Annotated in this window: 26 protein-coding genes and 3 tRNA genes; 13 read left to right on the forward strand and 16 right to left on the reverse strand. The window is 38.2% G+C overall.

Annotation, left to right across the window (positions count from 1 at the left end; translation table 11 throughout):
• Positions 1 to 71 precede the first annotated feature (71 nt).
• Both W908_RS06335 and W908_RS06340 read left to right on the forward strand, forming a co-directional pair.
• On the forward strand, positions 72 to 1,880 hold the full coding sequence (locus W908_RS06335) for a tetratricopeptide repeat-containing sulfotransferase family protein (protein ID WP_053820406.1): 1,809 nt from the start codon (positions 72 to 74) through the stop codon (positions 1,878 to 1,880).
• A gap of 170 nt (positions 1,881 to 2,050) precedes the next feature.
• Positions 2,051 to 2,866 (forward strand): SLC5/6 family protein, encoded by an 816-nt coding sequence (locus tag W908_RS06340; RefSeq protein WP_236849136.1) that lies wholly within the window; start codon positions 2,051 to 2,053, stop codon positions 2,864 to 2,866.
• Positions 2,867 to 2,874: 8 nt separating this feature from the next.
• Here W908_RS06340 and sucD read toward each other — a convergent pair whose 3' ends face one another.
• From sucD to W908_RS06370, 6 genes are all read right to left on the reverse strand, one after another.
• Positions 2,875 to 3,762, reverse strand: a complete 888-nt coding sequence (gene sucD / locus W908_RS06345; protein WP_020025006.1) for a succinate--CoA ligase subunit alpha — start codon at positions 3,760 to 3,762, stop codon at positions 2,875 to 2,877.
• Positions 3,763 to 3,772: 10 nt separating this feature from the next.
• Positions 3,773 to 4,942, reverse strand: a complete 1,170-nt coding sequence (locus W908_RS06350) for a malate--CoA ligase subunit beta (RefSeq protein ID WP_053820407.1) — start codon at positions 4,940 to 4,942, stop codon at positions 3,773 to 3,775.
• A gap of 8 nt (positions 4,943 to 4,950) precedes the next feature.
• Positions 4,951 to 5,898 (reverse strand): HpcH/HpaI aldolase/citrate lyase family protein, encoded by a 948-nt coding sequence (locus W908_RS06355; protein WP_053820408.1) that lies wholly within the window; start codon positions 5,896 to 5,898, stop codon positions 4,951 to 4,953.
• A 143-nt stretch (positions 5,899 to 6,041) separates the two neighbouring features.
• Positions 6,042 to 6,118, reverse strand: a tRNA-Glu gene (locus W908_RS06360).
• A gap of 67 nt (positions 6,119 to 6,185) precedes the next feature.
• Positions 6,186 to 6,260: transfer RNA gene (locus W908_RS06365), tRNA-Glu, on the reverse strand.
• Between the two features lie 16 nt (positions 6,261 to 6,276).
• Positions 6,277 to 6,352: transfer RNA gene (locus W908_RS06370), tRNA-Ala, on the reverse strand.
• Positions 6,353 to 6,435: 83 nt separating this feature from the next.
• Here W908_RS06370 and W908_RS06375 point away from each other — a divergent pair.
• From W908_RS06375 to rlmH, 4 genes are read left to right on the forward strand one after another with little or no spacing between them, the layout of a single operon-like run.
• Complete coding sequence (locus W908_RS06375) at positions 6,436 to 7,158, forward strand: MBL fold metallo-hydrolase (RefSeq protein ID WP_053820409.1); 723 nt, start codon at positions 6,436 to 6,438, stop codon at positions 7,156 to 7,158.
• Positions 7,155 to 7,757, forward strand: coding sequence for a nicotinate (nicotinamide) nucleotide adenylyltransferase (gene nadD, locus W908_RS06380; protein WP_053820410.1), 603 nt, complete (start codon positions 7,155 to 7,157; stop codon positions 7,755 to 7,757). The genes W908_RS06375 and nadD overlap by 4 nt, the downstream gene beginning before the upstream one ends.
• Positions 7,754 to 8,089 (forward strand): ribosome silencing factor, encoded by a 336-nt coding sequence (gene rsfS, locus W908_RS06385; protein ID WP_053820411.1) that lies wholly within the window; start codon positions 7,754 to 7,756, stop codon positions 8,087 to 8,089. Before nadD ends, rsfS begins: the two co-directional genes overlap by 4 nt.
• The gene (gene rlmH / locus W908_RS06390; protein WP_053820412.1) at positions 8,079 to 8,546 is read left to right on the forward strand and encodes a 23S rRNA (pseudouridine(1915)-N(3))-methyltransferase RlmH; all 468 of its coding nucleotides are present in this window, start codon (positions 8,079 to 8,081) and stop codon (positions 8,544 to 8,546) included. Before rsfS ends, rlmH begins: the two co-directional genes overlap by 11 nt.
• Positions 8,547 to 8,555: 9 nt before the next feature.
• Here rlmH and arsC read toward each other — a convergent pair whose 3' ends face one another.
• The gene (arsC, locus tag W908_RS06395) at positions 8,556 to 8,903 is read right to left on the reverse strand and encodes an arsenate reductase (glutaredoxin) (RefSeq protein WP_053820413.1); all 348 of its coding nucleotides are present in this window, start codon (positions 8,901 to 8,903) and stop codon (positions 8,556 to 8,558) included.
• Positions 8,904 to 8,914: 11 nt separating this feature from the next.
• Here arsC and W908_RS06400 point away from each other — a divergent pair, with 11 nt between their 5' ends.
• A complete protein-coding gene (locus W908_RS06400; RefSeq protein WP_053820414.1) occupies positions 8,915 to 9,442 on the forward strand; it encodes a TlpA family protein disulfide reductase in 528 nt (175 codons plus the stop codon).
• Here the strand turns inward: W908_RS06400 and W908_RS06405 are convergent.
• A complete protein-coding gene (locus W908_RS06405) occupies positions 9,423 to 10,364 on the reverse strand; it encodes a KamA family radical SAM protein (RefSeq protein ID WP_053820415.1) in 942 nt (313 codons plus the stop codon). The two genes, W908_RS06400 and W908_RS06405, sit on opposite strands and share 20 nt — an antisense overlap.
• Positions 10,365 to 10,512: 148 nt before the next feature.
• On the opposite strand from W908_RS06405, the gene uvrD reads away from it, so the two are divergent.
• The gene (uvrD, locus tag W908_RS06410; RefSeq protein ID WP_053820416.1) at positions 10,513 to 12,684 is read left to right on the forward strand and encodes a DNA helicase II; all 2,172 of its coding nucleotides are present in this window, start codon (positions 10,513 to 10,515) and stop codon (positions 12,682 to 12,684) included.
• On the opposite strand, the gene W908_RS06415 is transcribed toward uvrD, so the two are convergent.
• Genes W908_RS06415 through W908_RS06435 form a run of 5 tightly spaced genes read right to left on the reverse strand, consistent with a single transcriptional unit; the run spans position 12,681 to position 17,605 of the window.
• Complete coding sequence (locus W908_RS06415; RefSeq protein WP_053820417.1) at positions 12,681 to 13,094, reverse strand: rhodanese-like domain-containing protein; 414 nt, start codon at positions 13,092 to 13,094, stop codon at positions 12,681 to 12,683. The genes uvrD and W908_RS06415 overlap by 4 nt on opposite strands.
• 45 nt (positions 13,095 to 13,139) lie before the next feature.
• Positions 13,140 to 14,462: a 23S rRNA (uracil(1939)-C(5))-methyltransferase RlmD gene (gene rlmD / locus W908_RS06420; RefSeq protein WP_053820418.1), complete on the reverse strand. Its 1,323-nt coding sequence runs from the start codon at positions 14,460 to 14,462 to the stop codon at positions 13,140 to 13,142.
• Positions 14,455 to 15,609 carry a glycolate oxidase subunit GlcF gene (glcF, locus tag W908_RS06425; protein ID WP_053820419.1) on the reverse strand — a complete coding sequence of 385 codons (1,155 nt, stop codon included), beginning with the start codon at positions 15,607 to 15,609 and terminating at the stop codon, positions 14,455 to 14,457. Before glcF ends, rlmD begins: the two co-directional genes overlap by 8 nt.
• A complete protein-coding gene (locus W908_RS06430; RefSeq protein ID WP_020027003.1) occupies positions 15,609 to 16,172 on the reverse strand; it encodes an FAD-binding protein in 564 nt (187 codons plus the stop codon). The genes glcF and W908_RS06430 overlap by 1 nt, the downstream gene beginning before the upstream one ends.
• Before the next feature lie 2 nt (positions 16,173 to 16,174).
• Positions 16,175 to 17,605, reverse strand: coding sequence for an FAD-linked oxidase C-terminal domain-containing protein (locus W908_RS06435; RefSeq protein ID WP_053820420.1), 1,431 nt, complete (start codon positions 17,603 to 17,605; stop codon positions 16,175 to 16,177).
• 208 nt (positions 17,606 to 17,813) lie between these two features.
• Here W908_RS06435 and W908_RS06440 point away from each other — a divergent pair, with 208 nt between their 5' ends.
• Complete coding sequence (locus tag W908_RS06440) at positions 17,814 to 18,923, forward strand: pyridoxal-phosphate-dependent aminotransferase family protein (protein WP_053820421.1); 1,110 nt, start codon at positions 17,814 to 17,816, stop codon at positions 18,921 to 18,923.
• An 11-nt stretch (positions 18,924 to 18,934) separates the two neighbouring features.
• Here W908_RS06440 and W908_RS06445 read toward each other — a convergent pair whose 3' ends face one another.
• Positions 18,935 to 19,171 carry a YfhL family 4Fe-4S dicluster ferredoxin gene (locus tag W908_RS06445; RefSeq protein WP_020024989.1) on the reverse strand — a complete coding sequence of 79 codons (237 nt, stop codon included), beginning with the start codon at positions 19,169 to 19,171 and terminating at the stop codon, positions 18,935 to 18,937.
• A gap of 143 nt (positions 19,172 to 19,314) precedes the next feature.
• Between W908_RS06445 and W908_RS06450 the strand changes: the two genes are divergently transcribed.
• The 4 genes from W908_RS06450 to W908_RS06465 are packed head-to-tail and all read left to right on the forward strand — an operon-like array spanning position 19,315 to position 23,569.
• Complete coding sequence (locus W908_RS06450) at positions 19,315 to 20,307, forward strand: peptidylprolyl isomerase (RefSeq protein WP_053820422.1); 993 nt, start codon at positions 19,315 to 19,317, stop codon at positions 20,305 to 20,307.
• Positions 20,308 to 20,309: 2 nt separating this feature from the next.
• The gene (gene mraY / locus W908_RS06455) at positions 20,310 to 21,395 is read left to right on the forward strand and encodes a phospho-N-acetylmuramoyl-pentapeptide-transferase (protein WP_053820423.1); all 1,086 of its coding nucleotides are present in this window, start codon (positions 20,310 to 20,312) and stop codon (positions 21,393 to 21,395) included.
• Positions 21,396 to 21,428: 33 nt separating this feature from the next.
• Positions 21,429 to 21,995 (forward strand): dCTP deaminase, encoded by a 567-nt coding sequence (gene dcd, locus W908_RS06460; RefSeq protein ID WP_053820424.1) that lies wholly within the window; start codon positions 21,429 to 21,431, stop codon positions 21,993 to 21,995.
• Positions 21,996 to 22,000: 5 nt separating this feature from the next.
• A complete protein-coding gene (locus W908_RS06465; protein WP_053820425.1) occupies positions 22,001 to 23,569 on the forward strand; it encodes a peptide chain release factor 3 in 1,569 nt (522 codons plus the stop codon).
• On the opposite strand, the gene W908_RS06470 is transcribed toward W908_RS06465, so the two are convergent.
• The gene (locus W908_RS06470) at positions 23,566 to 24,609 is read right to left on the reverse strand and encodes a quaternary amine ABC transporter ATP-binding protein (RefSeq protein WP_053820426.1); all 1,044 of its coding nucleotides are present in this window, start codon (positions 24,607 to 24,609) and stop codon (positions 23,566 to 23,568) included. The genes W908_RS06465 and W908_RS06470 overlap by 4 nt on opposite strands.
• Positions 24,606 to 26,774: an ABC transporter permease subunit gene (locus tag W908_RS08920; RefSeq protein ID WP_053820427.1), complete on the reverse strand. Its 2,169-nt coding sequence runs from the start codon at positions 26,772 to 26,774 to the stop codon at positions 24,606 to 24,608. The genes W908_RS06470 and W908_RS08920 overlap by 4 nt, the downstream gene beginning before the upstream one ends.
• Positions 26,775 to 26,794: the final 20 nt, after the last annotated feature.

A 26,794-nucleotide genomic window follows, 5' to 3' on the forward strand; every position in this document is an offset into this window, starting at 1 on the left:
ATTTGCTAATGTAATAAGCAATATTTTAGTATACTTTAATTAATATATATACAAATAAATACCCTCTAATAATGTCATTAAAGACCGAGCGACTTTTATCTCGAGCAAAGAAACTTGCTAAAAATGGACAAGTTAAAGAAGCAAAGGAAATTTATTCTAATATTATTAAAACTTTTCCAAATAATCTTCTAGCAAGGAAGGAAATTAAACTATTAGAAAATAAAAAGGTGGCAAATCCGACTCAGGCTCAGTTAGATGAAGTTATGAGATTTTATTCATCTGGTGAAATTGAACAGGCCCTTAAGTATGTAGAATCCTTAATTAAAGATTATCCTAATGAATTTTTGTTATTTAATATATGTGGTGCATGTCATAGTGAGATTGGATCAATTGAACCAGCTATTGAAAATTTTAAAAAAGCTATAGCACTTAAAATAAATTATTCAGAAGCACAATTCAACCTTGGTGTTGCATTTCAGAAACTTAACCAGCTAGACAATGCATCTGAATATTATTTGCAGGCAATAAACTCTCAACATGCTTATCCCTCAGCTCATAATAATCTTGGGATTATTTTCTTAAATAAAGGCAAAATCGAAGCAGCCGTGAAAAGCTTCGAATGGGCAATAGCTTATAGTCCTAATTATGCAGAGGCATATAATAACTTAGGCTCAGCGCTCCAAGAACTCAAACAGTTTAAAAATGCTAAAAAGCAATTTGAAAAAGCTTGCTCTATTAATCCTAACTATGCAAAAGCATTTCATAACTTAGGCATATTAAGTGAAATCATCAACCAACCAAAAGATGCAGTAAGTCGATATGAGAGAGCAGTTGAAATCGAACCAGAATTTGCAGAAGCATACAGAAATTTAAGCAAAGTTAAGAAATTTAAGGTGAAAGACCCACAAATAAATCAAATATACTTACTTTATTCTGGGAATAAATTAAATGTTGCTGATAAAGCAAGATTGGGCTTTGCGTTAGCAGACATTAATAAAAGTTTAGGAAATCACGAAGACTATATTAAATACTTAAATGAGGGTAATCGTCTAAGAAAAAAAGAAATAAAGTACTCTTTTGAAGAGAGTCAAAGTTTCCATTCAATTATTACCAAATTGTTTAGCTCTACTCAACCAATAGTTCAGAGCTCATCAAAAAATACTTCCGATATTAAACCTATTTTTATTGTAGGAATGCCTCGCTCTGGCACAAGTCTAGTTGAGCAGATTATTTCTAGTCATAATTCTGTTCATGGAGCAGGTGAACTTCTTAATTTTAGAAACATTATAACTCCTATTTTAGACAATCATTTAAGCAAAAAAAATAATGCTATTTCAGAAGAAGATATGTTGATAATTCGAAAAGAATATCTTGATTCTTTAGCAAGTCTTCAGGCCAAAGAAACCATAATTACTGATAAGATGCCAATGAATTTTAGATTATTAGGATTTATTTTATCGGCAATTCCTGATGCTAAAATTATTCATTTAACAAGAGATCCTATGGCTACATGTTGGTCAAACTTCAATCATTACTTTACTGCTGGAAATGGATTTTCTTTTGATCAGGTGGATTTAGCTAAGTTCTATCTTTTGTATCAAGAGATGATGACCTTTTGGCATAAATTATTCCCAAATAAAATATATGATCTTAACTATGAAAATTTAACAATCAATCAAGAAGAGGAAACCCAAAAATTATTAGAATACTGTGATTTAGAGTGGGATGAAAATTGCCTTGATTTTCATAACAATCAGCGCGCAGTTTTAACAGCAAGCTCAGCACAAGTTAGAAAAAAAATATATCAAGGGAGCTCTGAGGCTTGGAAACAATATGAAAAAAATTTACAACCTTTAATTAAAGGATTAGGTGCCAATTAGCGTAATGATTTTCTACACTACAAGGAGTCAGTGCAAATTTACTTGGGGCAAGTAGTGCCGTAAATAAAGCTGGATTTGCAGTAGCTAATTACTTACCCGAGCTATCTAAAGAGCAATATACAGAATTAGTCATACATTATATAAAGCTTATAGGCAATTCTTCGCCATGGATGTTTGGCTTTCTTACAATTTGTGCAGTTGCTGCTTTACAAGTTACTGCTGCTGCGTTTATGTTTACGACAGGAAATATTCTATGTCGAAATATTTATGTTCAATACTTTAACAAAGATGCAGATTATAGACTTCAAATTAAGTCTGCAAAAATTTTTACTGCTTTAGTTTTTTTATGTGGAATGTTGCTTGCTTCTTTTTCTATGGAAGCCACACTTCTACTTGGTGGTTTAGCGATTGCTTTTTCATTTCAACTCTGGCCATCATTATTAAGTATTACTTGGTTTCCATGGATAACGAAAAATGCAGCAATTGCTGGATTAATTATCGGGCTAATTGTTGTTGTTTTTACTGATACATTAGGACAAAAATTAACTGGTGGAAGACTTCTATGGGGGGTATGGCCCTGGACAATTCATTCAGCTGTATGGGGAATGTTCTTTAATATTTCCATTTGTTTAATTATGTCATTTTTAACTAATAATGATCCAGATAGGGAGCACAGAGAGAAATTCCATTCTTTTATTCGAGAGCATAGTATTAGGAAAAATAATGACCGCTGGTCTAAACCTGTTGGAGGTCTTCTATTAATGGTTTGGATGTTCTTTGCTATAGGGCCTGGATCTATATTTGGTAACTTTGTTTTTGGAAAGCCAAACAATGGTTATGAGGATTGGATTCTTGGAATGCCATCCATCTGGGCATGGCAAATTATTTGGTGGGCATTAGGTGTTGGAGTAGTTTGGTTTTTAGCTAACAAATTAAGAATGTCTACTGAGCCTGAAATAGAGATTAAATCTATTTCTTCAGAATGACTATTATCTCAGTTAGCTTTTAATAGTTTTGCCATTGTAATACCCATATCTGAAGGTGTTGGTGCTACCAGAATTCCTACATCTTTAAGCATAATTACTTTTTCTGCAGCACTCTCTCCACTGGAATTTACAATCGCTCCTGCATGCCCCATAAGGCGTCCAGGTGGAGCAGTTAAACCAGCAACATATGCTGCCATCGGCTTACTCATATTATTTTTAAAGTAGTCTGCAGCTTCAGCTTCCTGAGGGCCGCCAATTTCTCCAATAATCAAAACAGCTTCAGTCTCATCATCTTTTTCAAAATGCTTAAGTATTTCTACAAAAGAACTTCCATTGATTGGGTCTCCACCAATACCTACAGCTGTACTTATACCAATACCTAACTCTTTCATTTGAGACGCTGCCTCATATCCTAAAGTACCAGATCTTCCAATTAAGCCAACTTTGCCTTTCATATAGATGTGCCCTGGCATGATTCCCATCATAGCTTTACCTGGGCTAATAGTTCCAGCACAGTTTGGACCGGTCAATATCATTCTCTCATCTGGCTGAGCACTATTAATATATCGCTTTACTCGGATCATATCATGCGTTGGTATGCCATCAGTAATACTAACGCAATATTTAATCCCAGATTCAGCAGCCTCCATAATTCCATCACCTGCATAAGCTGGTGGTACAAAAACAATACTAGCTTCTGCACCTGTTGCCTTAACAGCCTCCTCAACAGTATTAAATACGGGGATACCTAGATGGGTCATACCTCCTTTTCCAGGTGTTACTCCAGCAACCACATTGGTTCCATAATCAATCATTTCCTGGGCATGAAAAGAGCCAATTCTCCCAGTAATCCCTTGAACTAATACTGGTGTTTTTTCATCAATAAATATACTCATATCTCAACCTTTAATGATTATCCTTCCAGGCATCAACAACCTTATGAGCTGCATCAGCCAGAGTATTTGCTGTAATAACTTTCTTACCGCTATCTTTTAAAATTTTTTGTCCTTTTTCAACATTTGTTCCAGACAAACGAACAACTAAAGGAATGTTAATATCACGTTTATTTAATAAATCGACGATTCCCTGAGCTACCCAATCGCAGCGATTTATTCCTGCGAAGATATTAATTAGTATGGCTTCAACATTTTGATCTGAAAGAACTAACTCAATCGATGTTGCTACTCTTTCAGGTGATGCGCCGCCGCCAATATCAAGGAAATTAGCAGGCTCTCCTCCAGCATGCTGAATCATATCCATGGTGGCCATTGCCAATCCTGCACCATTAATAATACAGCCTATGTTTCCTTCCAACCCAATATAGCTTAGGTCATGCTCTGCAGCATTGGTTTCTCTAGGATCCTCTTGAGTCTTATCGCGGAATTCAAAAATCTCTGGTCTGCGGTATAGAGCATTAGCATCAAATGTCATCTTTGCATCAATAGCTAATATTTGATTACCTGATGTTAAAACCAATGGATTAATTTCCAATAAATTAGCGTCAGTATCTCGAAAGGCACGATAACATTTCATTACTGCTCTGCTTGCAACTCCAACCGCCTGATTTGGCAGATCAAGCGTAAAGGCCAATTGCCTCGATTGAAAGGGTTGCATGCCAACTGCAGGATCAATAACAATTTTTGCAATTTTTTCAGGTGTCTCCTCAGCCACTTTCTCAATATCCATGCCACCCTCAGTTGAGGCAATGAGAGTAACTTTCTGAGTAGCACGGTCAAGAACAATACTAAAGTAAAGCTCTTTACTGATGTCACTAGCCTCTTCAACATAGATACTGGAAACCATCTTTCCTTGAGGGCCTGTCTGATTGGTGACTAGGTTATTTCCAAGTAGCTTGTCACAAAATTCAGAAATTTCGCTATGACTTTTACATAATTTAACTCCACCCGCTTTTCCTCTTGCACCAGAGTGCAGTTGTGCTTTAACTATCCATGAATTTCCACCCAATTCATTAGCCTGATAAATTGCCTCTGTTGCTGAGTGTGCAATACCTCCCTTAGGAATTGGAACCCCATACTTAGCTAGGAGTTTTTTGGCTTGATATTCATGAATATTCATAACTACACCTAGACCTTTCCATGAATTGCGTTATCTGTATTCACAATATTTTCAGCCATCTTAGCGGATGCTGCATCGATCATACGTCCATTAAGTTGGGCCGCCCCTCTTCCATCTTTTGCCGCCTCATCAAGAGCAATCAGAATTTGCTTTGCATGAGAAACTTCCTCATTAGGTGGCGTATAAACCTCATTAGCAAGCTCAATCTGAGATGGGTGGATGGCCCATTTTCCCTCAAACCCAAGAGCTGCGCCCCTTCGTGCTGCATCTTTATAAGACTCCGGATCATTAAAATCTCCAAATGGCCCATCAATTGCACGCAGTCCATAAGCACGGCACGCAACTAACATCTGGGACAATCCAGCATGCCATTGATCACCAGGATAATCTGGATTCAAACCACCGATAACAGTTGTTCTGGCTCTGCAGCTTGCAGCATAATCAGCTACGCCAAAATGCATAGCCTCAAGTCTTTCATCTCGCCCTTGCTTTGCAATCTCCATCACATTAGCCATACCTAGTGTAGTTTCAATCAGAATCTCTATTCCAATTCTATTTTTTAGGCCTTTTGCTGTCTCTATTTGATTAAGCATCGCTGACAACATATACACATCAGATGCTGTTCCGGCTTTTGGAAGTAAAATGGTATCAAGCTTACTCCCAGCCTGCTCCACAACCTCAACTACATCCCGATACATATAGTGAGTATCAATACTATTAATTCGAACTGAAATCGTTTTTCCACTCCCTTTCCAGTCAAGATCATTAATGGCATCAATTACATTTTGTCGAGCGGGTATTTTATCGTCTGGAGCTACTGCATCCTCTAGGTCTAAAAAGACATAATCAGCAGAACTTTGTAAAGCCTTTTCAAACATCTTTGGACTAGATCCAGGAACAGCCAATTCACTTCGCTGAAGCCTTTGTTTAACTGGCTCATAGATAATATGACTCATAAAACCCCTTTAATGAATATTTCAATAATTAAACTATAACAACAATTGCATTGAGTAAATTGAGTAATAATCAAAGGTGATTTAGGTCAAATCAATCCTGAAACTTAAATGAATAAAAGAATATCAAAAGATTTGTCTTTAAGTGGCGTCCCGTAGGAGATTTGAACTACCTGTTTCCAGGATGAAATCCTGGCGTCCTAGGCCACTAGACGAACGGGACATGAAAATTTTAGAGGATTTTAAATTGAAAAAGTAAGTTAAATTTAACTTACTTAATCAAAAAAAAATGGCATCCGGTAGGGGAATCGAACCCCTCTTGCCAGGATGAAAACCTGGAGTCCTAACCGATAGACGAACCGGACAAAATCATTTTTGCTATGGTGGAGCTAGGCGGGATCGAACCGCCGACCTCAACACTGCCAGTGTTGCGCTCTCCCAGCTGAGCTATAGCCCCAAAAAACCGGGTTGTTAGCAAAACCGTAGATTATAATCTGTATCTCATTTCAGTCAAGTCAAAATTGGTAAAATAGTACTATTATGGAAAAAAAATATAACAGCAATAATTACTCAATCGAGGTGCTTTATCATATCGGCGCCTATGAAAATTCAATTCATTTTATCTTTGATAAAGCTACCAAAACATGCGCAATTGTAGACCCAGCATGGGAGCCTGATTTATTTTTGAAGAAAATTAAGGATAAAGGTTATACACTTACGGACATCTGGATAACGCACTGGCATGGCGACCATACGAATGCAGTAGACGACCTTGCTAATAAAACTGGCGCAAAAATTACTGCTGGTGTTAATGAGGTTCCCTACCTCAATATTGAAAATCCAGTTCATACTGTTGATGATGGGGATATGATTAAGCTTGGCGATATTGAAATAAAAATTATTGAAACTCCTGGCCATACAGCTGGTGGTGTCTGCTATCTTCTTGATGAACATCTTATTGCTGGCGATACATTATTTGTATATGGTGTCGGAATCTGTAGTCTTGCTGGATCAAATCCAGTCACCTTATTCCACTCTTTAAAAAAATTAATGGCTCAGGTGCCTGATGATATTCATTTACTATGTGGACATAACTATGGCTCAGAAATTACAACGACGATTGCTGAACAAAAAAAGGCTAATCCTTTCTTGTTAATTGAGGATGAAGACACATTTGTCCGTTATAGAATGCATGTTCATGACTCAACAAGAACATACCCAATGTCACCAATGACACTAGATGAGGTAAATGCCCTACTATGATAGGGATTTATGGCGGCTCCTTTGACCCCGTTCATTTAGGACATCTTAAAACAGCAACCTCAATTAAGAATGAACTAGCTATTAAACGCTTGTTTCTTCTGCCTTGCTATGAACCTGTACATAAAGGCTCTCTTAAATATTCATCTGATCAAAGACTTAAGATGTTAAGCCTTGCAATTGAAGATTTTTCTGAACTTGAGATTGATAAAAGGGAAATTCTTCGTGGTGGAAGCTCTTATATGATTGACACTCTTAAAGAGCTAGTAGAGATTCACAAAGAAGAGACAATTTGTCTTATTATTGGCATGGATAGCTTTGTAAACTTCAAAACATGGAAACAATGGGATGAGTTTTCGAAGCTTGTTCATATGATTATCCTTCCGAGAAATGGAGATCAGCCCAGTCATAAGAATCTTGATACTTTTAAGATAACAGATAATATTGATCAGTTAAGGGCTAAGTCAAATGGTCTTTTATATTTCTCTAATGCACAGCTTATAGATATTTCATCTAGCGATATTAGAGGTAAAATTGCCGGCAATCAAAATCTTGATAATTTAATGCCCTCTTCTGTTATAAATTTTTTACAAAAAATATGAAACTTGCTGAACAAATAAAAGTTGTTGAAAATGTTATTGATGATTTAAAAGGAGAGAATATTGTAACTCTCAATATTATGAAACAGAGTGATGATATGGAGGCTATTATTATCACAACTGGACGATCTATTCAGCATGTCCGAGGCATAGCTAACAATGTCAGTAGCGAAGCCAAAAGGCTTAATATGCCAGTCCTAGGAACTGAAGGTACTGAGTCTAGCGAATGGGCTCTTGTTGATCTTGGAGAAGTGGTAGTTCATGTTATGACAGAAAAAACTAGAGAATTTTATAAACTAGAAAAATTATGGTCTATCGATAAAGATGAGGATTAACCTTATTGCTATAGGAAAAAAAATGCCCGACTGGATCACCCATGGCATTGAACACTATAAGAAGCAACTCCCTAAAAACTATAATTTCACAATCACAGTTCTAGAGTCTCAAAACCGAAAATCAATTAGTGCTGAAAATACTAAAAACCTAGAAGAGAAATTAATTCTAGATGCAGCCTCTGGCTCAACTCTTTTGATAGCATTTGATGAGCTAGGTAAACAGCAATCAAGCAAAGAGCTATCTAAATCAATTGAGAAGTGGCAGCTTGAGGGTGAGAGTGTGGCAATGATTATCGGTGGTGCAGATGGGCTTTCGTCAGAGCTGAAACAAAAATGTAATTTGATTTGGAGCTTATCTAACCTAACTTTGACTCACTCCATGGCGAGATTACTGTTAGTAGAGCAACTCTATCGAGGCCACAGTTTAATGACTAACCACCCATACCATAGGAGTTAAAGAATTAACTCACAGGATTGAATTAATATTCTCTGGTGGTCTTCCAATGGCAACCCCTTTGTCTGTTCTAACAATAGGACGCTCAATTAAAATGGGTGACCCTAACATTGCTTTTATTAAATGATCTTCACTGAGCGACTTATCAGAAAGGCCAAGCTCTTTGTATTTTGACTCTCCCCTTCTCATGAGATCTCGAGCACTAATTCCTAAATCCTTCAAGATAGCTTTAAGTTCTTGCTCATTTGGAGGAGTATCAAGGTAATTAACAACCTCAAACTCAACATCGTTTTGTTCTAAAATGGCAAGTGTTGCTCTTGATTTAGAGCAGCGCGTATTGTGATAAATCTTGGCACTCATAAATTTAACTCATGAAAAAACTACTTATTATACTCTTGCTAATATCTCCCATTCATACTAGCCAGGCACTCAGTCTTAACTCATTAGTTGACTGGGTAAAGCCTCTGATGCCATGGTACGAGCAAGAACCTGAACTAACATTTAAATTGACCGATATCAAGGGAAATGTGTATACAGAAAAAAATACAAAGGGGAAGTACCTGGTAGTTAATTTTTGGGCTACTTGGTGCACTCCATGCTTAAAAGAGATTCCTGCATTTGTAAAATTCTATAATAAAAATTCTGATCATGTTGAGATATTAGGGTTAGATTTTGAGCCAGTTAACATCGAAGTTATTAATGAGTTTATTGAACGCTTTAATATCAATTATCCAATCGTCCTTTATGATTATCAGAATGACTCTGAATACTCAAATTTTGGTGAGATTGTTGGAATGCCTACAACTCAAATATATAGTCCTGAGGGAGAGTTACTACAAACATTTATGGGAGAAGTAACTATTGAAGATTTAGATAAATTTATATCACCAATCTCTTAGACTCACCTCCCTCATCTCTAACTAATTTAGGTAACAAATAGCCTGGCACCATATTCTGTAGAGCTTTATAAATCTTATGAGCCTGATTATCTGAAATTAAGAAACTTTCTGCTCCAGAAACCTTATCAAGTAGATGGATATAATAGGGCAATATAGATGCCTCAAAAAGCTTATAAGACAGTTCAGCTAGAGTCTTAGAGTCATCATTCACATCTCTCAAAAAAACTGATTGATTAAGCAATATATGATTTCGCAAAGCCTTTATGTTATTAACAAATTCATCAGATATTTCCTGAGCATGATTAATATGAAAAACAATCACAACTTTGAGCTTTGTTTGATTGAGTGATGCTATAAGCTCCTCAGTAATTCTAGAAGGTATGACAACGGCTGTTCTTGTATGAATTCTCAGTGTTTTAATATGTTGAATGCTTTCAATCTTCCTTAATATTTTGTTAATTTTTTTATCACTCAATGTGAGTGGATCACCGCCACTCAATACAACCTCATTGACCTCAATTCTTTTTGATAAATAATTCTGAATATCAGCCCAATTTTTTAAAACATCATTATCGTCATAATCAAAATTTTGTCTGAAGCAATATTGACAATGGATAGCACAAACACTGCTCGATATTAATAGAACTCGAGAGGGATACTTATGAATCAAGCCCTTCACAGGTGAAAACTCTTCATCGTATACTGGCGAATCAATAAAACCTTTTTTACTTTGACGTTCTTTAGGAAGAATTTGCAATAAAAGAGGATCTAAAGGGTTAGTTTTATCTATTCTCTTAGCAAATTCAAGTGGGATCTTGATTGGAAAATTACCATCTTGAAATCGATCATTATCAAAATACTCATTACAATCATTGGCATTTTTTAAAGAACTTCTAACACTCTCATTCCAAGTTTTATTCATCTGAATGTTCTAATATAGTATTAAATAATCAGTCAACATTATAATGACTCAATTACTGATTATAATTTATCTATACTGACTCATTTGAGTGCGATTTTTCTTAAAGTTAGAGCTTAAATAAAGCCTTTTTTATATTCAATTAACTATTATGATTTCACCACCTATTGCTGACGGATTAAATGAAAAACAGCAACAGTCAGTAGTCCTGAGTGAAGACGTTAATGCCCTAATACTTGCTGGTGCTGGAAGCGGTAAAACAAGAGTCTTAACCCATAGAATCCATTATCTAGTCTCTGAAAAAAATCATCATGTTGATGATATCCTTGCAGTGACCTTTACGAACAAGGCTGCAAATGAGATGAAAGAAAGGCTGACCAACCTTCTGAGACAACCCATTGGCAGGATGTGGGTTGGTACTTTTCACTCCCTTGCTCATAGACTTCTCAGAACACATCCACTCGAGGTAAAGTTATCACCCACCTTTCAAATTCTAGACTCTCAAGACCAGTTTCGAATTGTTAAACGTTTAATGAAAGAAAACGGTATTGATGAAACAAAGTTTCCAATTCGTAAAGTGCAATGGTTTATTAACCAACAAAAAGATGAGGGTATACTCCCTCAAAATATTGATGCAGGCTATAACTTTTTTGTAAAACAGAGTGCTAAGGTTTTTGATCTCTATGAGAAGCATTGTCAAGCCAATGATCTGGTTGATTTTGCAGGCTTGCTGGTTAAAAGCTATGAACTCTTAAAGAATAATCAGAATTTATTAGATTATTATCAAAAAAAGTTTTGTCATATTTTGGTAGATGAGTTCCAAGACACCAATCGAATCCAGTATCAATTTATAAAAATACTGCACAATCAAAACAATCATGTCTTCTGTGTTGGTGATGATGACCAGTCTATTTATGGATGGAGAGGAGCAAGAGTTGAAAACATACAAAAGATAGAAAACGACTTCAAGCCGATAATAGTTATCAAGCTTGAGCAAAATTATCGCTCAACTGGAAACATTCTCAGCGCTTCCAATGCTCTCATTGCAAAAAATCAAAATAGACTTGAAAAGTCATTATGGACTGAGTCTGGAGATGGAGATCTCATCAATATTTTTAATGCGCGAACAGAAACTCAGGAAGCACAATATGTAGTAAGTGAAATCGAGAACCATTTTAATCAAGGAAAAAATCTTAGCGAATGCGCCATACTATATCGTTCAAATGCTCAATCTCGCGTCTTTGAAGAATCCCTAATTAAAAGAAATATTAATTACAGAATTTATGGTGGTCTCAGATTTTTTGAGCGTGCTGAAATAAAAGATGCAATGGGCTATATCCGTCTTGCAGAAAATATCTCTGACAACATTGCTTTTGAGAGGGTTGTCAACTTTCCAACGCGAGGCATCGGAATATCCACCATTGAAAAGATTAGATCCCATGCAGTTGAAAATCATACTGACCTCTTTCAATCATCTATTGCTATTATTGAAAGCCTTCCAGCCAGAGCAGGGAATGCCTTACAAGGATTTATTCATCTGATTGAAGCGCTTATTGATAGCACTAAAAATCTAACACTTAGTGAAAAAGTTGACTCAACTCTTCTTCAGTCAGGATTGATGACTCACTATGCCAATGATAAAACTGATAAGGCTGGAAGTAAACGAGAAAATCTAGATGAGTTAGTTACAGCTGCCAAACAATATGTTCACGAGAATGAAAGCGAGATGAATGAAACTCAGGGTTTTATTGCTCTAGCAACGCTTGACTCTAGCGGTGAATCGAATCAATCTAGTCAAGAAAGTGTTCAGTTAATGACCGTTCATTCTGCAAAAGGATTAGAATTCCCTGTTGTCTTTTTAGTTGGTTTGGAGGAGGACTTATTCCCTTCAAGGCAGAGTAAAGATGAACCTCACTTACTTGATGAGGAAAGGCGTCTTTGTTACGTCGGCATGACCAGAGCAATGCAATCACTGACACTAAGCTATGCAAGTAGAAGATTCCTTCATGGTCAGTCTTTTTATTCACTTAATTCAAGGTTTTTAGATGAAATCCCTAAAAGCTTTTTAAATTACATTAAGAATCCAAATAGTGACTATACGACAACTGCTTATGAGGACGTTAAAAGTTCACCGCAAAAAATGGTATCCACTTTAAGTAGTTCCATCTATTCTATTGGCCAAGTCGTCAATCATGCCAAATTTGGGCATGGAACAATCCTAAATTACGAGGGAAGTGGTGATTCGATGAGACTACAAATCAAATTTCAAAAAGCAGGAACAAAGTGGCTTATTAGTTCTTACGCAAAGCTCGAGATTGTTTAGCCCTGAGACCAAGGCATCCCATCATTCCGCCAGCCATTAAGATTGCCTCGGTGATCATTCTCGTCTAAGTCGCCCTCAAAACCACTCGCGACATGAGAAACACAAGTAAACCCATTACTTTGTAGACACTTTAAAGCCTCATTCGATCTGAATCCGCTTCTGCAGATGAGAATCAATTCTGTGCCTAAAATGTCACTACGATCACTAAGATGATTATTTACTGCCTCGCAAAAAGCTGAAGGATCAGAGTTTAAGTCTGGCTCATCAAACCAGGGAATTAAAATAGAATTTTTAGGAAAGCCAACATACTTATGTTCAGCGCTTGTTCTGACATCAATCAATACAGCATCTGGATTTTCATTTAACCTATCAATAGCCATTTTTGGAAGTAAGTTTCTTTTGTATTCCATTCTATTTCCTTATAAGGTATTTCTTGAGTAATGATACTCTATGCTTTATTTTTTTCGAGTAAAAAGTGCAATTGACTCAACATGTGCTGTTTGGGGAAACATGTCCATAACCCCTGCATTCTCCAGATAAAAGCCTAGGTCAATCAACCTTGCAGTGTCTCTTGCAAGGGTTGCTGGGTTGCATGAGACATAAACCAAACGCTCAACATTTAGCTTAGGAAGAAGATCTACAATCTCGATTGCCCCTGTCCTAGCAGGATCTATTAGTGCTTTATTATAATTTTGACCTCTAAACCATTCGAAACCAGATACATCCTCAAATAAATCAGACTTATAAAAGAATGCATTGGAGATATTATTTACCTCAGCATTTTCCTTTGCCCTCTCTACCAAGCCTCGATCTCCTTCAATGCCAACCACTTTATTGACATATTTTGAAATAGGGAGTGTGAAGTTACCAAGTCCACAAAAAAGATCAATGACATTATCTTGTTCATCTAACTCCAAGAGATCTATTGCCAAATTAATCATTTTTTTATTGAGCTCAAAGTTGACTTGGGTAAAGTCATTGGGCAAAAAAGACATTTCAATACTATGATCTGGAATTGAGTAAGTAAGCTGAACAGATTTTGTTAGAGGCTTTATAGTATCTAGCCCACCACTTTGCAGATACCAAGTAATTTGAAGCTTTTGGGCGAAGTCACTCAAGACCTCTTCATCTTTATTAGTCAGTGGCTGAAGGTGCCTCAATATCAAAATGGTGTCTTTTTCTGCAATGGCGACCTCGATTTGAGGAATATGCTCTTTAATGCTAAGCCTCTCTATGCACTCTGAGAGTAATTCAAGGTTGTCACCTAGGGAGGGATGCAAAACCTCACATCGACTCATGACAGTGACAAATGAGGATTTTCTCTCTCTGAAACCAACCAGAACCCTCTCTTTCTTTGCGACATAACGAACCCCGAGCCGAGCTTTACGTCGATAGCCCCAGCTCCCAATCTGCATTGGCTTTAGCCACTCTTTTGGCTCTACCTTGGCTTGCCCCTTAAAGGCGCTTTGAAGCCAGTCCTGTTTTGCATTAATTTGATTTTCGCTCGATAGGTGCTGAAATGAGCAGCCGCCACATATTCCATAAACCGAGCACTTTGGCTCGATTCTGTCAGAAGAAGGCTCAAGTATTTCGGTAACGTCCGCCTCCTCATACTTAGCTCGAGACAGGGTCCTAGAGGCAATAACCTTCTCTCCAGGTAAAGCGCCTCGGGTAAATATAACCTTATTATCCATGTGAGAGATACCTCTGCCCTCATGAGATAAAGACTCAATCTCAATTTCATAACTCTTACTTTTTAGCTTTCTTCTTCTAGACATCAAGAAGCTCCACCCAATGCTTTACTGGGATCGAGCTTCCCTTTTGAAGGTGCATTAGGCATCCAATATTACTAGTGACAATCATTTTAGGTTTTGAGGCATTTAGATTTTCAATTTTCTCTGATCTGAGTTGGTTGGCTATTTTAGTCTCAAAAATCGAGTAAGTACCAGCAGAACCACAACAAATATGTGAATCTTTAATCGTCTTTTTAATGTAACCAAGATCCGAAAGAATTGACTCAACTAGGCCGCCTAATTTTTGACCATGCTGCATAGTGCACGGCTCATGATAGCTAATATTTAACTCTTTTAGGTTGAGCATACTCAAATCTTTATTGGCAAGAAATTCAGCAATATCCTTAGTTTTTGAGGAAACAAGGAGTGATTTCTCATAATACGGATCAGACTCTTCAAAGAGATTAGGATAATCCTTAATCATTATGCCGCAGCCACTCGCACTGGATATGATTGCCTCAACGCCGGAGTCAAGCTGTGAAATCCAGGTATCAATGTTTCGTTTAACTTTTTTTAGCGCATCGTTAGAGGCGGCTAGATGCTGATCAAGGGCGCCGCAGCATTCACTTTGAGAGGACTCCCTTACTTCAATATTTAATTTAGCCAATATATTTTTTATACTGTGATTGATGTTTGGTGCGAGTGATGGCTGAACACAACCTCCCATCAAAAGAACAGAGGAGTCTATTGTATTGGGTTTGATTGGTTTTGAGCTTACCTTGGAGTGACGAAGAAAATACCCAATAGGCTTGAAGAGTAATGGGGTTAAAAGGGTCTTTCTAACGATGTATCGATACAGTGCCTGCAGCTTTCCTCTCTTGGATTCCATCATTTCACGCCCTATTTCAAGCAACTGACCATACTCAACGCCAGAAGGGCAAGTTGTCTCACAGGATCGACATGTAAGGCATCGATCCATATGACTCAAAGATTTTTGACTAAATTGGTTCTTCTCTAATGCAGATTTAATAAGATAAATCCTACCCCTTGGAGAATCTAACTCATCTCCTAACAACTGGTATGTTGGACAAGTAGCTAAACAGAAGCCGCAATGAACGCATGATTCAATTATTTGACTGGCTCTATCTTGAGTTGATTCTGAGATTGCGTTGTTGGCTAGGTCTATATGCATTAGATAAAAACTCCATAAGGATCAAACACACTCTTGAGTTTTTTTTCAATTTCACTCTTTATAGGAGATTCAGTTTTACTCTTAACCTCTTTAAGATCTAATCTATTTACAACTTGTTCTGGGAGAACCTTGAAGCTGATTTGGGTAATGACAGCAAGCTTACCTAATGAGCCAACTAGAAGCCTTGAGACATCATAACCGGCTACATTTTTCATCACCTGTCCGCCAAAATTTAGAAGATCTCCCTTGCCATTAATAATTTGAACCCCCAAAACACTGTCGGACAGATCTGAACCCGATGTTGCATATATTGATCCAATAGTCTTTTTAGAATCACTCACATAGAATGAGAAAGCCTGGCTATTTTTTTCCAGGACTTCTCTAGCTTCTTTAATGGATGTTCCTGCTTTAAGCGTAATGACGAGCTCCTCTGGAAAATATTCAACCACGCCAGAGTATGACGACATATTTAATAGCTCGTCGTCAGATTCATCACCTGAACTCGTAATTCTTAGTTGGCTAGCATTTCTTATTTTTTTTTGGAGCTCTGATATGGAGTTCATAATCAGAAGCGCTCCAGTTCAGGATGAGGCAAATTACCATGATGGACATGCATATTGCCGAGTTCAGCGCAGCGATGAAGGGTTGGAACGGCTTTGCCAGGATTGAGGAGTGCGTGTGGATCAAAAGCAGCTTTAATTTGATGAAAAACATCTAACTCTGCCTCACTGTATTGATAACACATTGCATCCAACTTTTCTACACCAACACCGTGCTCTCCCGTGATGCTTCCTCCAGCTTCAATACAAATCTTAAGAATTTTATTTCCAAACTCTTCTGTTTTTTCTAGTTCGCCTGGAATCCCTGCATCATATAATATTAATGGATGGAGGTTACCATCACCCGCATGAAAAACATTTGCAACCCTCAGGTTATAGTGTCTTGATAGTTTATTAATTTTTTCAAGAACATCACCTAAGTGTCTCTTAGGGATGGTTCCATCCATACAATAGTAATCTGGAGATATCCTTCCTACTGCTGGGAATGCGGATTTCCTTCCTTTCCATAACAGAAGTCTCTCTTCTTCGGTTTCTGAAACTCTGATTGAAGTTGCCTTTGAAAGTAGTTTTTTAACTTCATTCACATCATTATTGACAAGATCAATAGAGCCATCTAATTCACATAGAAGAAGTGCTTTTGCCTCAATGGGGTATCCTGGTTTTGCGAAGTCTTCAGCGGCCTCTATTGCAAATGCATCCATCATTTCAAGGCCCGCCGGTATAACGCCATTTTTAATAATATCAGCAACCGCCTTTGCACAGTCTCTGACGCTGTCAAAACCGGCCATCACTAGTTTAGCTAGTTCAGGCTTAGGAGTGAGCTTAACTGTTATTTCAATAATAACACCTAAAAGCCCCTCTGATCCAGTCATGAGTGCCAACAATCCTAAGCCGTCATCTTGACGAGAGAATACTAACTCATCTCCATCGATCGTTAAGATTTTGAGAGACTCAATATTTTGTACTGTGAGTCCATACTTAAGGCAGTGAACTCCGCCTGCATTTTCAGCGACATTTCCCCCAATAGTGCATGCAATTTGAGACGAGGGGTCAGGAGCATAATATAATCCGAACTCCTCAGCCGCCTCACTAATTGCCAAATTTCTAACGCCAGGCTGAACTACTGCAGTGCGAGCATTTTGATCGATAGAAATAATGTTAGTTAATTTTGAGAGTCCAAGAACGACACTATCCTTTAGAGGCATAGCGCCTCCTGAAAGCCCAGTTCCAGCACCTCTTGTTACGACTGGTGTGTTATTCTGACGGCAGATTTCTAGTACCTTTTTAATTTGACCGACCGCACTCGGCAAAACAACGGCCAAAGGCTCTTGTTTATAAACGCTCAGCCCATCACATTCAAATGGCCGAGTATTTTCAGAACCAGTAATAACTGTGTGTGTTGGTAACGACTTCGTTAACTGAGAAATTATTGACACATCTTGCCTTCAATTGTTATGGATATTCCTATCATAGTGAGATGAAACACATTTATTTAAAATTAAATTCAAGCGGTTATGAATTTAATTATTAATTATTATTTCAGTATCTAAGATAATTATAAAAAAATTATATATTGTTTCTATTAGCTTTGAAGTGACATATGTCAGATAGATTCAAGAATGAACTAACAACCGAGATTAAAAAATGAAATCATTTTCTCCGCCAAATAGATTACTTATGGGTCCAGGCCCTTCAGATGTTCACCCAAGAATTTTAAGTGCCATGGCAAGGCAGACAATTGGACATCTAGATCCTGCGTTTATAGAAATGATGGATGAAACGAAGCAGATGCTTCAGTATGCATTCATGACTGAAAACGAGCTAACTATGCCTATCTCAGCTCCAGGTTCTGCTGGCATGGAGGCGTGCTTTGTTAATTTGGTTGAACCTGGTGACAAGGTCATTGTGTGCATTAATGGTGTTTTTGGCTCTCGAATGAAAGAGAATGTCACTCGGATTGGTGGTCATGCCATCATCGTAAACGACGAATGGGGTAAACCAGTAGACCCTCAAAAAGTTGAACAGAGTTTAATTGACAATCCTGATGCCAAAATTGTTGCCTTCGTTCATGCCGAAACTTCAACTGGCGCCCTATCAGACGCAAAGCTAATTTGTGAATTAGCAAACAATCACGGGTGCATTACAATTGTTGACGCAGTAACCTCTTTAGTGGGATCAGAATTGAGAGTGGATGATTGGGGCATAGATGCGATTTATTCGGGCTCACAAAAGTGTCTTTCTGCAATGCCAGGCCTATCGCCTGTTAGTTTTAGTGAGAAAGCCATTCATAAAATTACACATCGAAGCACTCCAGTTACCAGTTGGTTTTTAGACCTTAACCTGGTCATGGGTTACTGGGGAAAGGGAGCAAAGCGAGCCTATCACCATACAGCACCGGTCAACACCTTGTATGGACTCCATGAGTCTTTAGTTATGCTGACTGAAGAGGGACTTGAAAACTCCTGGGCGCGACATCAATCAAATCATCTTTTACTAAGAGAAGGGTTAAGTAAGCTTGGTATTCATTACCTTGTTGATGAGCCAAGTAGACTTCCACAGCTCAATAGTGTATTTATTCCAGAAGGCACAAATGAAGCAGAAGTTCGCTCAACTCTTCTTAATGATTACAACATAGAAATCGGAGCTGGTCTAGGGGACTTAGCTGGAAAGATATGGAGAATTGGTCTAATGGGGCACACCTCAAGGAAGGAAAATATAGACCTTTGCTTATCAGCCCTTCAAAAAACTTTATAAGCAGTCAGAAATTAGTCTTTAATTTTTGCTAGTAGCTCTTCATCTGTCTCGACCCTGTCAGGATCGGGAAGGCAGCAATCCACTGGGCAGACTTCAACGCATTGTGGGGTGTCAAAATGTCCTACACACTCAGTACAAAGATCCCCATCAATTTCATAGATTTCTTCACCCATATAGATGGCTTCGTTCGGACACTCCGGCACGCAAACATCACAGTTAATGCATTCATCTGTAATCAGTAGAGACATAAAAAAATCCTCGGTTTAAGTATATAAATTATCACAACGCCTGGGTTATGATAAAACAATTTTTAATAAACATATTTTAACGTATCAGCGCAAAAATATTGAGGATTTTGGGTATCATTAATTATTTTCTTTCTAAGGTTATTATGAGAAGACTTTTAGTTATCTTTGCACTCCTATTTTCCACTTTTTCTATTGCAAATCTTGATGATGGAATATACGCTCACCTGACAACGAGTAAAGGAGAAATCACTGTTGAACTGGCCTATAAAAAAGCCCCGCTCACTGTGACCAACTTTATTGCTCTATCTGAAGGAACCAAGGTAAGTAATAAAGAACTTGGAACACCTTTTTATGATGGATTAGTTTTTCATAGGGTTATTGATGAATTTATGATTCAGGGCGGAGACCCGAAAGGGAACGGCACTGGCGGGCCAGGGTATATGTTTGCCGATGAATTTTCAGATCTCATTCATGACAGGCCTGGTGTTCTATCCATGGCAAACTCAGGACCAAATACTAACGGTTCTCAATTTTTTATCACCCATGTCCCAACGCCTTGGCTTGATGGAAAGCATAGCGTATTTGGCTCTGTTGTTGAGGGATTGGATGCCGTTAATTCAATTAAACAAGGCGACATATTAGAAGCTGTTAGGATCGAACGTGTGGGAGAGGAAGCCAATCAATTTGCTGCCAATGAGGATTCATTTAATGCATTAATCTCAAAAGCTAATGAAAATATATTGACAAGCCTAAAGCGTCGTCAAAAGGACTTTGAATCGTATGTGTCTTCAACTTATCCTAATGCAAAAGAAACCGATTTGGGTTACTTCACTAGCGTCAACAAACAAGGTGGTGGCGTTTCACCCAATAAGGGTCAAATCGTTTCTGTTGATATCGCACTTAAAGCGAATACTGGTGAAGTGATGCGTGCTGCTGGGAGCCCTATTCCGTTTATTCTTGGCAATGGGGAAATCATCAGCATTATTGAAGAGAATGCTCAAGAGATGACGATTGGAGAAGAGAGAACAGTCATTGCAACCTATGAGTCTGTATTTGGTGATGCCCCAAGCGGTAATATTCCTCAAGATGCTTTCATCATTTTTGATCTTATACTTATAGCTGCTGAGGACAATTAAATATGTTTCTAGAGCTTTTAAGCTTTCTTGCATCCCTAGACACTGGTTTCAATGTTCTAAGCTACTTAACGGTGAGGGCAGTTTTCGCAATGATGACTGCTCTACTCATAACCCTTTTTCTAGGAAAATGGATCATATCTAAACTTCTGCAGTATCAAATAGGGCAAGTCATTCGTGATGATGGACCTGAAACCCATTTGGAGAAAAAAGGCACCCCAACGATGGGCGGCGTACTGATCCTTTTTGCTTTTTTTACCAGTGTTCTTATATGGGGAGATTGGCGAAACCCTTTTCTATGGATTGTAATTTCTACTGCCCTCCTTTTTGGCTTAGTGGGCTTTGTTGATGACTACTTAAAAATTAAAAAACAAAACTCTGATGGTCTAAGCAGAAAACAAAAACTCTTGACTCAAACCGTTGGCACTCTATTAATCTGTATGTGGTTGTTGAGTTTGAACTCTAAGACTATTGGCTCAGAGCTACTCATTCCATTCTTTAAAGATCTTATCATTCCTTTAAATGCTATAGGGTTTTTACTTATAGGCTGGTTTGCTATTGTCGGCGGCTCCAATTCTGTGAACCTCACTGATGGGCTTGATGGGCTGGCAATTATGCCTGTGATACTGATTAGTGGTGCACTGGCAGTCTTCGCCTACATTGGTGGTAACTATAATTTTTCAGCCTATCTTAATATGCCATTTATGCCTGGGACTGGAGAAGTATTTGTTCTGTGTGCAGCACTGATTGGTGCTGGCTTTGGCTTTCTCTGGTTTAACACTTATCCAGCAGAAATCTTCATGGGAGATACTGGATCTCTGTCACTAGGCGCTATCCTTGCTGTCATTGCAATCATTGTCCATCAGGAAATTCTATTGATACTGATGGGTGGTATATTTGTAGCTGAAACGCTCTCAGTTATCATACAAATTGGCTACTTTAAGAGAACGCAAGAAAGATTTTTTTTGATGGCCCCCATTCATCATCACTTTGAAAAAAAGGGCCTTAAAGAGCCCAAGATTATTGTGCGCTTTTGGATTGTTACATTGATCCTTGTTTTAATCAGCTTAGCAAGTATCAAGATTAGATAACTCATTAACTATTGAACTGTAAAATAAAGTCCTATGAGCATTAAATCAGACAACTGGATCCGACGAATGTCCCTTGAAGAGGATATGATTAAGCCATTTGAGCCCAAGCAAATCCGTCGAGCGAATGATCAAAAGATTATCTCTTATGGCACCTCCAGCTATGGATATGATGTCAGATGCTCAACAGAATTTAAAATATTTACCAACATCAATCACAACATTGTTGATCCAAAAAATTTCAATGAGCAAAGCTTCGTTGAGGTCAACTCTGATGAATGCATTATCCCTCCCAACTCATTTGCACTTGCAAGTACTATTGAGTATTTCAGGATCCCTCGTTCAACCCTGGTCATTTGCCTTGGAAAATCAACCTATGCAAGATGCGGAATCATTGTCAATGTCACTCCACTTGAACCAGAATGGGAAGGCCATGTAACACTTGAATTTTCAAATACAACTCCCCTCCCAGCAAAAATATATGCCAATGAGGGTGTTGCCCAGATGCTCTTTTTTGAATCAGATGAAATGTGTGAGACCTCCTACAAGGATAGAAATGGCAAATACCAGGGTCAAACCGGTGTTACCCTTCCTAAAGCTTAAAGATAATGTCTGAAATCTCTAAACGTCGCACCTTTGCGATTATTTCTCATCCAGATGCTGGCAAGACGACTGTCACTGAAAAACTCTTGCTGTATGGTGGTGCAATTAAAACGGCTGGAAGCGTTAAAGCAAGAAAAGCAAATACGCATGCTACGAGTGACTGGATGGAAATGGAAAAAGAAAGAGGAATATCTGTTACCTCCTCTGTCATGCAGTTTCCATATGATAATCACATCATTAATCTTCTAGACACCCCTGGACACGAAGATTTTTCTGAGGATACCTACAGAACACTAACAGCAGTCGACTCTGCATTAATGGTAATTGATGTTGCAAAGGGTGTTGAGCAAAGAACTATTAAATTAATGGAGGTTTGCAGACTCAGGGATACACCAATATTAACCTTTATCAACAAGCTAGATCGCGAAGGAAAGGAGCCCATTGATTTACTAGATGAGGTGGAGTCAGTCTTAAATATTGAGTGCTCACCAATCACTTGGCCAATTGGAATGGGCAAAGGCTTTAAGGGTGTTTATCACTTGCTAGAAGACAAAGTTTATCTTTTTGAAAGTGGTAAGAATGCAAGTATCGGTGACAATACCTTAATTGATGGAATTGATAATGCCAAGCTCGATGAGTTTTTAGGTAAAGAGCTGGCACAAGAGGCCCGTGAAGAAATCGAACTCATTACAGGAACTACCAACCCCTTCGATATTAATGACTTTCTAGAAGGAAAACAAACGCCCGTTTTTTTTGGATCAGCAATCAATAATTTTGGTATTGAAAACCTTTTAGATGGCTTCATACAGTACGCGCCAATCCCCCAAGAAAGAGAGAGTGATATTCGAAACGTTCTCCCTGAAGAAAAAAAACTTACGGGTTTTGTATTTAAAATTCAAGCAAACATGGACCCTAAGCATCATGACCGCCTTGCCTTTATGAGGATTGTGAGTGGAGAGTATCAAAAAGGTATGAAGCTTCTCCAAGTTTCAAGTGGCAAACAAATTAAAATTGCCAATGCTGTAACATTTATGTCCCGTGAGAGAAGCTCGACAGATTTTGCCTATGCTGGTGATGTTATTGGCATCCACAACCATGGAGGAATTGGAATTGGAGATACCTTTACTCAAGGCGAGAAAATTAATTTCCAAGGAATACCTAACTTTGCACCTGAGCTCTTTAGAAGAGCCCAACTAAAAGACCCTCTCAAAGCAAAAGCCCTTCAAAAAGGCCTTGATCAGCTCTCGGAAGAAGGAGCCACTCAGGTCTTTAGACCTGTTTCAAATAGCTCTCAAATTTTAGGTGCTGTAGGAATACTTCAGTTTGATGTTGTTGCTCATAGGCTTAAATATGAGTATGGGGTTGACTGTCAATTTGAGACGATTAATGTCGCAACAGCAAGATGGGTCTCAGGCTCTGAAAAGGACATAGAACAACTCAAAATAAAAGCTGGAAATAATATAGCCATTGATAGCGCAGGCATGCTGACATACCTAGCACCAAGTATGGTAAATCTTCAACTCACTATTGAACGTCACCCAGAATTAACTTTCAGCTCAACAAGAGAACACTAATCAATAACTGCCTCCAGGGGCTGAACAACTTCGGCAATATCCTTCTTGTTTAAATAACCAACATCAGCTCCACTAGAATCTTGAACTACACAACAATCTGCATTTTGTCTAAGCATTTCACATAAAACAGAATCAACCGAATCCATTTCATTCACTTTAATGTTAGAAGAGCCCTTTGCTGGTTTTTCATTTGTCATTACTGACTTTGCATGAAGCACATGAGAGCGGTTAACTTTTTTGACAAAATCCCTTACATAGTCATCCGCTGGTGTCATTAAAATATCTTGTGAAGTGCCATGCTGAACTAGCTCTCCACCATTAAGGATGGCAATTCGATCTCCAATTTTGAGCGCCTCATCAAGATCATGAGTAATAAAAATAATGGTCTTATGGAGCTCTTGTTGGAGTTCTAAAAGTAAATCTTGCATATCACTTCTAATGAGTGGATCAAGTGCACTGAATGCTTCATCCATCATTAATATTTCAGTATCACAAGTTAAAGCTCTAGCCAAACCAACACGCTGCTGCATTCCACCTGACAATTGGGATGGGTAACGGTCTTCATAACCAGATAACCCTACTCGATCAATCCATTTTTTTGCTCTTGTAATAGCGTCATCCCCTTTTACACCCTGCAAGTGAACGCCCAGACATACATTATCCATAATGGTTTTATGCGGAAGGAGTGCAAAACTTTGGAATACCATCGCAGTTTTTTGTTGCCTGAATTGCCTTAATTTCTCCATCGGCATCTGAATAACATCTTCACCACCAATCATAATGGATCCAGCTGTAGGCTCAATAAGTCTATTAATATGCCTAATTAATGTTGACTTGCCAGAACCAGAGAGCCCCATAATAACTTCAATATTCTTGTTAGCTAAATCAAGATTAATATTACTTAACCCCAAAACATGCTTATGCTCTCTCAGAAGATCATCTTTTCCCATCCCATTATCAACATGTTTCAGAACAGAATCCGCCTTAGGTCCAAAAATTTTAGTTAAGTTAGAAATTTTTACTTTAATATCATGCGTCATAGTACTTCTCCTGAGCGGTGTTTCTGTATTCTAGTTCCAAATGCCTGAGAAACCCTATCAAATATTACAGCCAAGGCAACAATTGCCAAACCGTTAAGTAACCCCATTGATAAGAATTGGTTTTGAACAGCCTGAAGTACAGGCAATCCAAGGCCGGCAACACCAATCATGGAGGCGATAACAACCATTGCAAGGGCCATCATAATTGTCTGGTTAATCCCAGCAAATATATTAGGAAGTGCAAGTGGCATTTGCACCATAAATAATCGTTGCCTGTATGTAGCTCCGAATGCATCAGCAGCCTCCATTGCCTCTTTATCAACTAATCGGATCCCTAAATTTGTCAACCTAACTATTGGTGGCATTGCGTATATACAGACCGCAATAAGTCCTGGAACCTTTCCAATTCCAAGCATCATTACAACTGGAATGAGATATACGAAAGATGGTATAGTCTGCATTACATCTAAAACTGGGGTTATCCATGATTGCGCCCTGTCTGATCGAGACATCCAAATGCCAAGAGGAATGCCAAGCGCTAAACATAATATGGTTGCAGCAGAAATCATTGTAACCGTAGAGACCATTGGCTCCCACATATCAAGAAAACCAATAGCAAAAAAGGCAGTCATTACCCCTATTGAAACTTTTATACTTCTTGATCCTAGCCATGCAAGCACACCGGCAACTAATAGGAAAATTGGCCAAGGGGTTGAAAGAAGTAATTTTTCAATGACAATCAAAAATGTTAAGAGTGGGTCAAAGAATGACTCAATATTATTTCCAAACTCTCTTGTGAAATCTTTAAATGCTGCATCAACACAGTTTCTAGAACTCATCATCACGTCACCAGGTATTGATATGACATTATTCATAAATATGCTGAAATCGGAGGTATTTACAGAATCAAAAACTCGTGTATTGAGTGATGCAAAATATTGAACTTGAGAGGCAGGATCAACAGATCTCACTGCACTCATATTACTTTCAATATTGTTTGATAAACCTGAGATATTAGCCGCTAAAGCCTCTGGATCGGTAGACCTTATTGAGATGTATTGTCTGTCAAGTCGCTCTACTGTTTTATCAAAACTAGATACTGCCCTAACCTTAATATCTCCATAATTGCCTGCATCATATCGTCCAGCAAGCTCAATCACCTTTGCACTGAGCTCATTAGCTTTATTGGTAAGAGGAATAAGTACGTTTTCAATGGTTGCTACATCGGTTCTTATTGCTGCTTCTTTGACGGCTCTTACTAAGGCCTCAGGGTCATTAACCAAGGGCATCAAATCAGAGACAATTTCATGGCTATCAGCCATTTCTTCAACTCTAGCATGTGTAGCAATGCTCAAAGTATCAAGGTTGTAGACCATATCACGAGCACCTGGATAGTTCTTATAGATAGACGCAGATGCGTTGACTTGCTCTCTGATCTCAGAGAGTCGCTCCAAGTGTGACTGAACTGAAGAATTTGAGCTGAGATAGTCAATATTTGCTCTCAAAGAATTGATACCGTCATTAAGCAGAGAAATCTGAGAGCCCATCTCGCTCATAAAGGCATCGCTATACTGCTCTGCTTTATCTGAATAATTACTTGTAAGTTTCTGAATATTTTCAGTTAAAGTTAAGGATTCAGAACTATTACTTACATATCTAGCATTTTCTTCAATCTCCTGAAAGAGAGATTCTATTTGAGGAAATAGAGCAACTATGCCATCTGGGGATGAAGTCAAATCAATCTGATTGTTTAATTCTGATATTGAGCTCTCATAACTATCAAGAAGTGAACTTTCATTGGAGTTATATAAGCCAGAAAGCTCCTGTGTTTTTGACTCAAGAGTCTTTGACAGGATTTGAACCTTCTCTAGTAGCTCAGCTGAACTATTAACTTCAGTCAATGGATTTGACTCATTAGAGAGCTCTTTTAATGTTTTGGCTTTAACTTCAGCTCTCTCAGCAAGCTTAGAAAAGCTATCCGTTACCTTTACTAACTCAGAATAATCAGTTGCACTTTGAGCTTGAGCACTAAGGTCATCTGCCCTCTTAGTCATCGCCTGTATAAAATTCAAATCTTTATTGAGTATCCTAAGGTCTGCAATTTCAGATGCAGGGGGTATACACTCAATGATGCTTTGTTGAGGAAGTGGCCTAACTGCTGCCATAATGAGCTCCTTTAATTTTT

It is taken from the genome of Candidatus Pseudothioglobus singularis PS1 (assembly GCF_001281385.1).
Lineage (GTDB): Bacteria > Pseudomonadota > Gammaproteobacteria > PS1 > Pseudothioglobaceae > Pseudothioglobus > Pseudothioglobus singularis.

Excerpts from the sequence above, each read along its gene's own strand:
- W908_RS06445 (WP_020024989.1), bottom strand. The coding sequence starts at position 19,171 with ATGTCTCTACTGATTACAGATGAATGCATTAACTGTGATGTTTGCGTG.
- dcd (WP_053820424.1), top strand. The coding sequence starts at position 21,429 with ATGAGCATTAAATCAGACAACTGGATCCGACGAATGTCCCTTGAAGAG.
- W908_RS06405 (WP_053820415.1), bottom strand. The coding sequence starts at position 10,364 with ATGAATAAAACTTGGAATGAGAGTGTTAGAAGTTCTTTAAAAAATGCC.
- W908_RS06335 (WP_053820406.1), top strand. The coding sequence starts at position 72 with ATGTCATTAAAGACCGAGCGACTTTTATCTCGAGCAAAGAAACTTGCT.
- arsC (WP_053820413.1), bottom strand. The coding sequence starts at position 8,903 with ATGAGTGCCAAGATTTATCACAATACGCGCTGCTCTAAATCAAGAGCA.
- rsfS (WP_053820411.1), top strand. The coding sequence starts at position 7,754 with ATGAAACTTGCTGAACAAATAAAAGTTGTTGAAAATGTTATTGATGAT.
- W908_RS06400 (WP_053820414.1), top strand. The coding sequence starts at position 8,915 with ATGAAAAAACTACTTATTATACTCTTGCTAATATCTCCCATTCATACT.
- nadD (WP_053820410.1), top strand. The coding sequence starts at position 7,155 with ATGATAGGGATTTATGGCGGCTCCTTTGACCCCGTTCATTTAGGACAT.
- W908_RS06440 (WP_053820421.1), top strand. The coding sequence starts at position 17,814 with ATGAAATCATTTTCTCCGCCAAATAGATTACTTATGGGTCCAGGCCCT.
- W908_RS06340 (WP_236849136.1), top strand. The coding sequence starts at position 2,051 with ATGTTTGGCTTTCTTACAATTTGTGCAGTTGCTGCTTTACAAGTTACT.
- W908_RS08920 (WP_053820427.1), bottom strand. The coding sequence starts at position 26,774 with ATGGCAGCAGTTAGGCCACTTCCTCAACAAAGCATCATTGAGTGTATA.
- W908_RS06430 (WP_020027003.1), bottom strand. The coding sequence starts at position 16,172 with ATGAACTCCATATCAGAGCTCCAAAAAAAAATAAGAAATGCTAGCCAA.
- rlmD (WP_053820418.1), bottom strand. The coding sequence starts at position 14,462 with ATGTCTAGAAGAAGAAAGCTAAAAAGTAAGAGTTATGAAATTGAGATT.
- rlmH (WP_053820412.1), top strand. The coding sequence starts at position 8,079 with ATGAGGATTAACCTTATTGCTATAGGAAAAAAAATGCCCGACTGGATC.
- mraY (WP_053820423.1), top strand. The coding sequence starts at position 20,310 with ATGTTTCTAGAGCTTTTAAGCTTTCTTGCATCCCTAGACACTGGTTTC.
- sucD (WP_020025006.1), bottom strand. The coding sequence starts at position 3,762 with ATGAGTATATTTATTGATGAAAAAACACCAGTATTAGTTCAAGGGATT.
- W908_RS06355 (WP_053820408.1), bottom strand. The coding sequence starts at position 5,898 with ATGAGTCATATTATCTATGAGCCAGTTAAACAAAGGCTTCAGCGAAGT.
- glcF (WP_053820419.1), bottom strand. The coding sequence starts at position 15,609 with ATGCATATAGACCTAGCCAACAACGCAATCTCAGAATCAACTCAAGAT.
- W908_RS06375 (WP_053820409.1), top strand. The coding sequence starts at position 6,436 with ATGGAAAAAAAATATAACAGCAATAATTACTCAATCGAGGTGCTTTAT.
- W908_RS06465 (WP_053820425.1), top strand. The coding sequence starts at position 22,001 with ATGTCTGAAATCTCTAAACGTCGCACCTTTGCGATTATTTCTCATCCA.
- W908_RS06470 (WP_053820426.1), bottom strand. The coding sequence starts at position 24,609 with ATGACGCATGATATTAAAGTAAAAATTTCTAACTTAACTAAAATTTTT.
- uvrD (WP_053820416.1), top strand. The coding sequence starts at position 10,513 with ATGATTTCACCACCTATTGCTGACGGATTAAATGAAAAACAGCAACAG.
- W908_RS06450 (WP_053820422.1), top strand. The coding sequence starts at position 19,315 with ATGAGAAGACTTTTAGTTATCTTTGCACTCCTATTTTCCACTTTTTCT.
- W908_RS06350 (WP_053820407.1), bottom strand. The coding sequence starts at position 4,942 with ATGAATATTCATGAATATCAAGCCAAAAAACTCCTAGCTAAGTATGGG.
- W908_RS06415 (WP_053820417.1), bottom strand. The coding sequence starts at position 13,094 with ATGGAATACAAAAGAAACTTACTTCCAAAAATGGCTATTGATAGGTTA.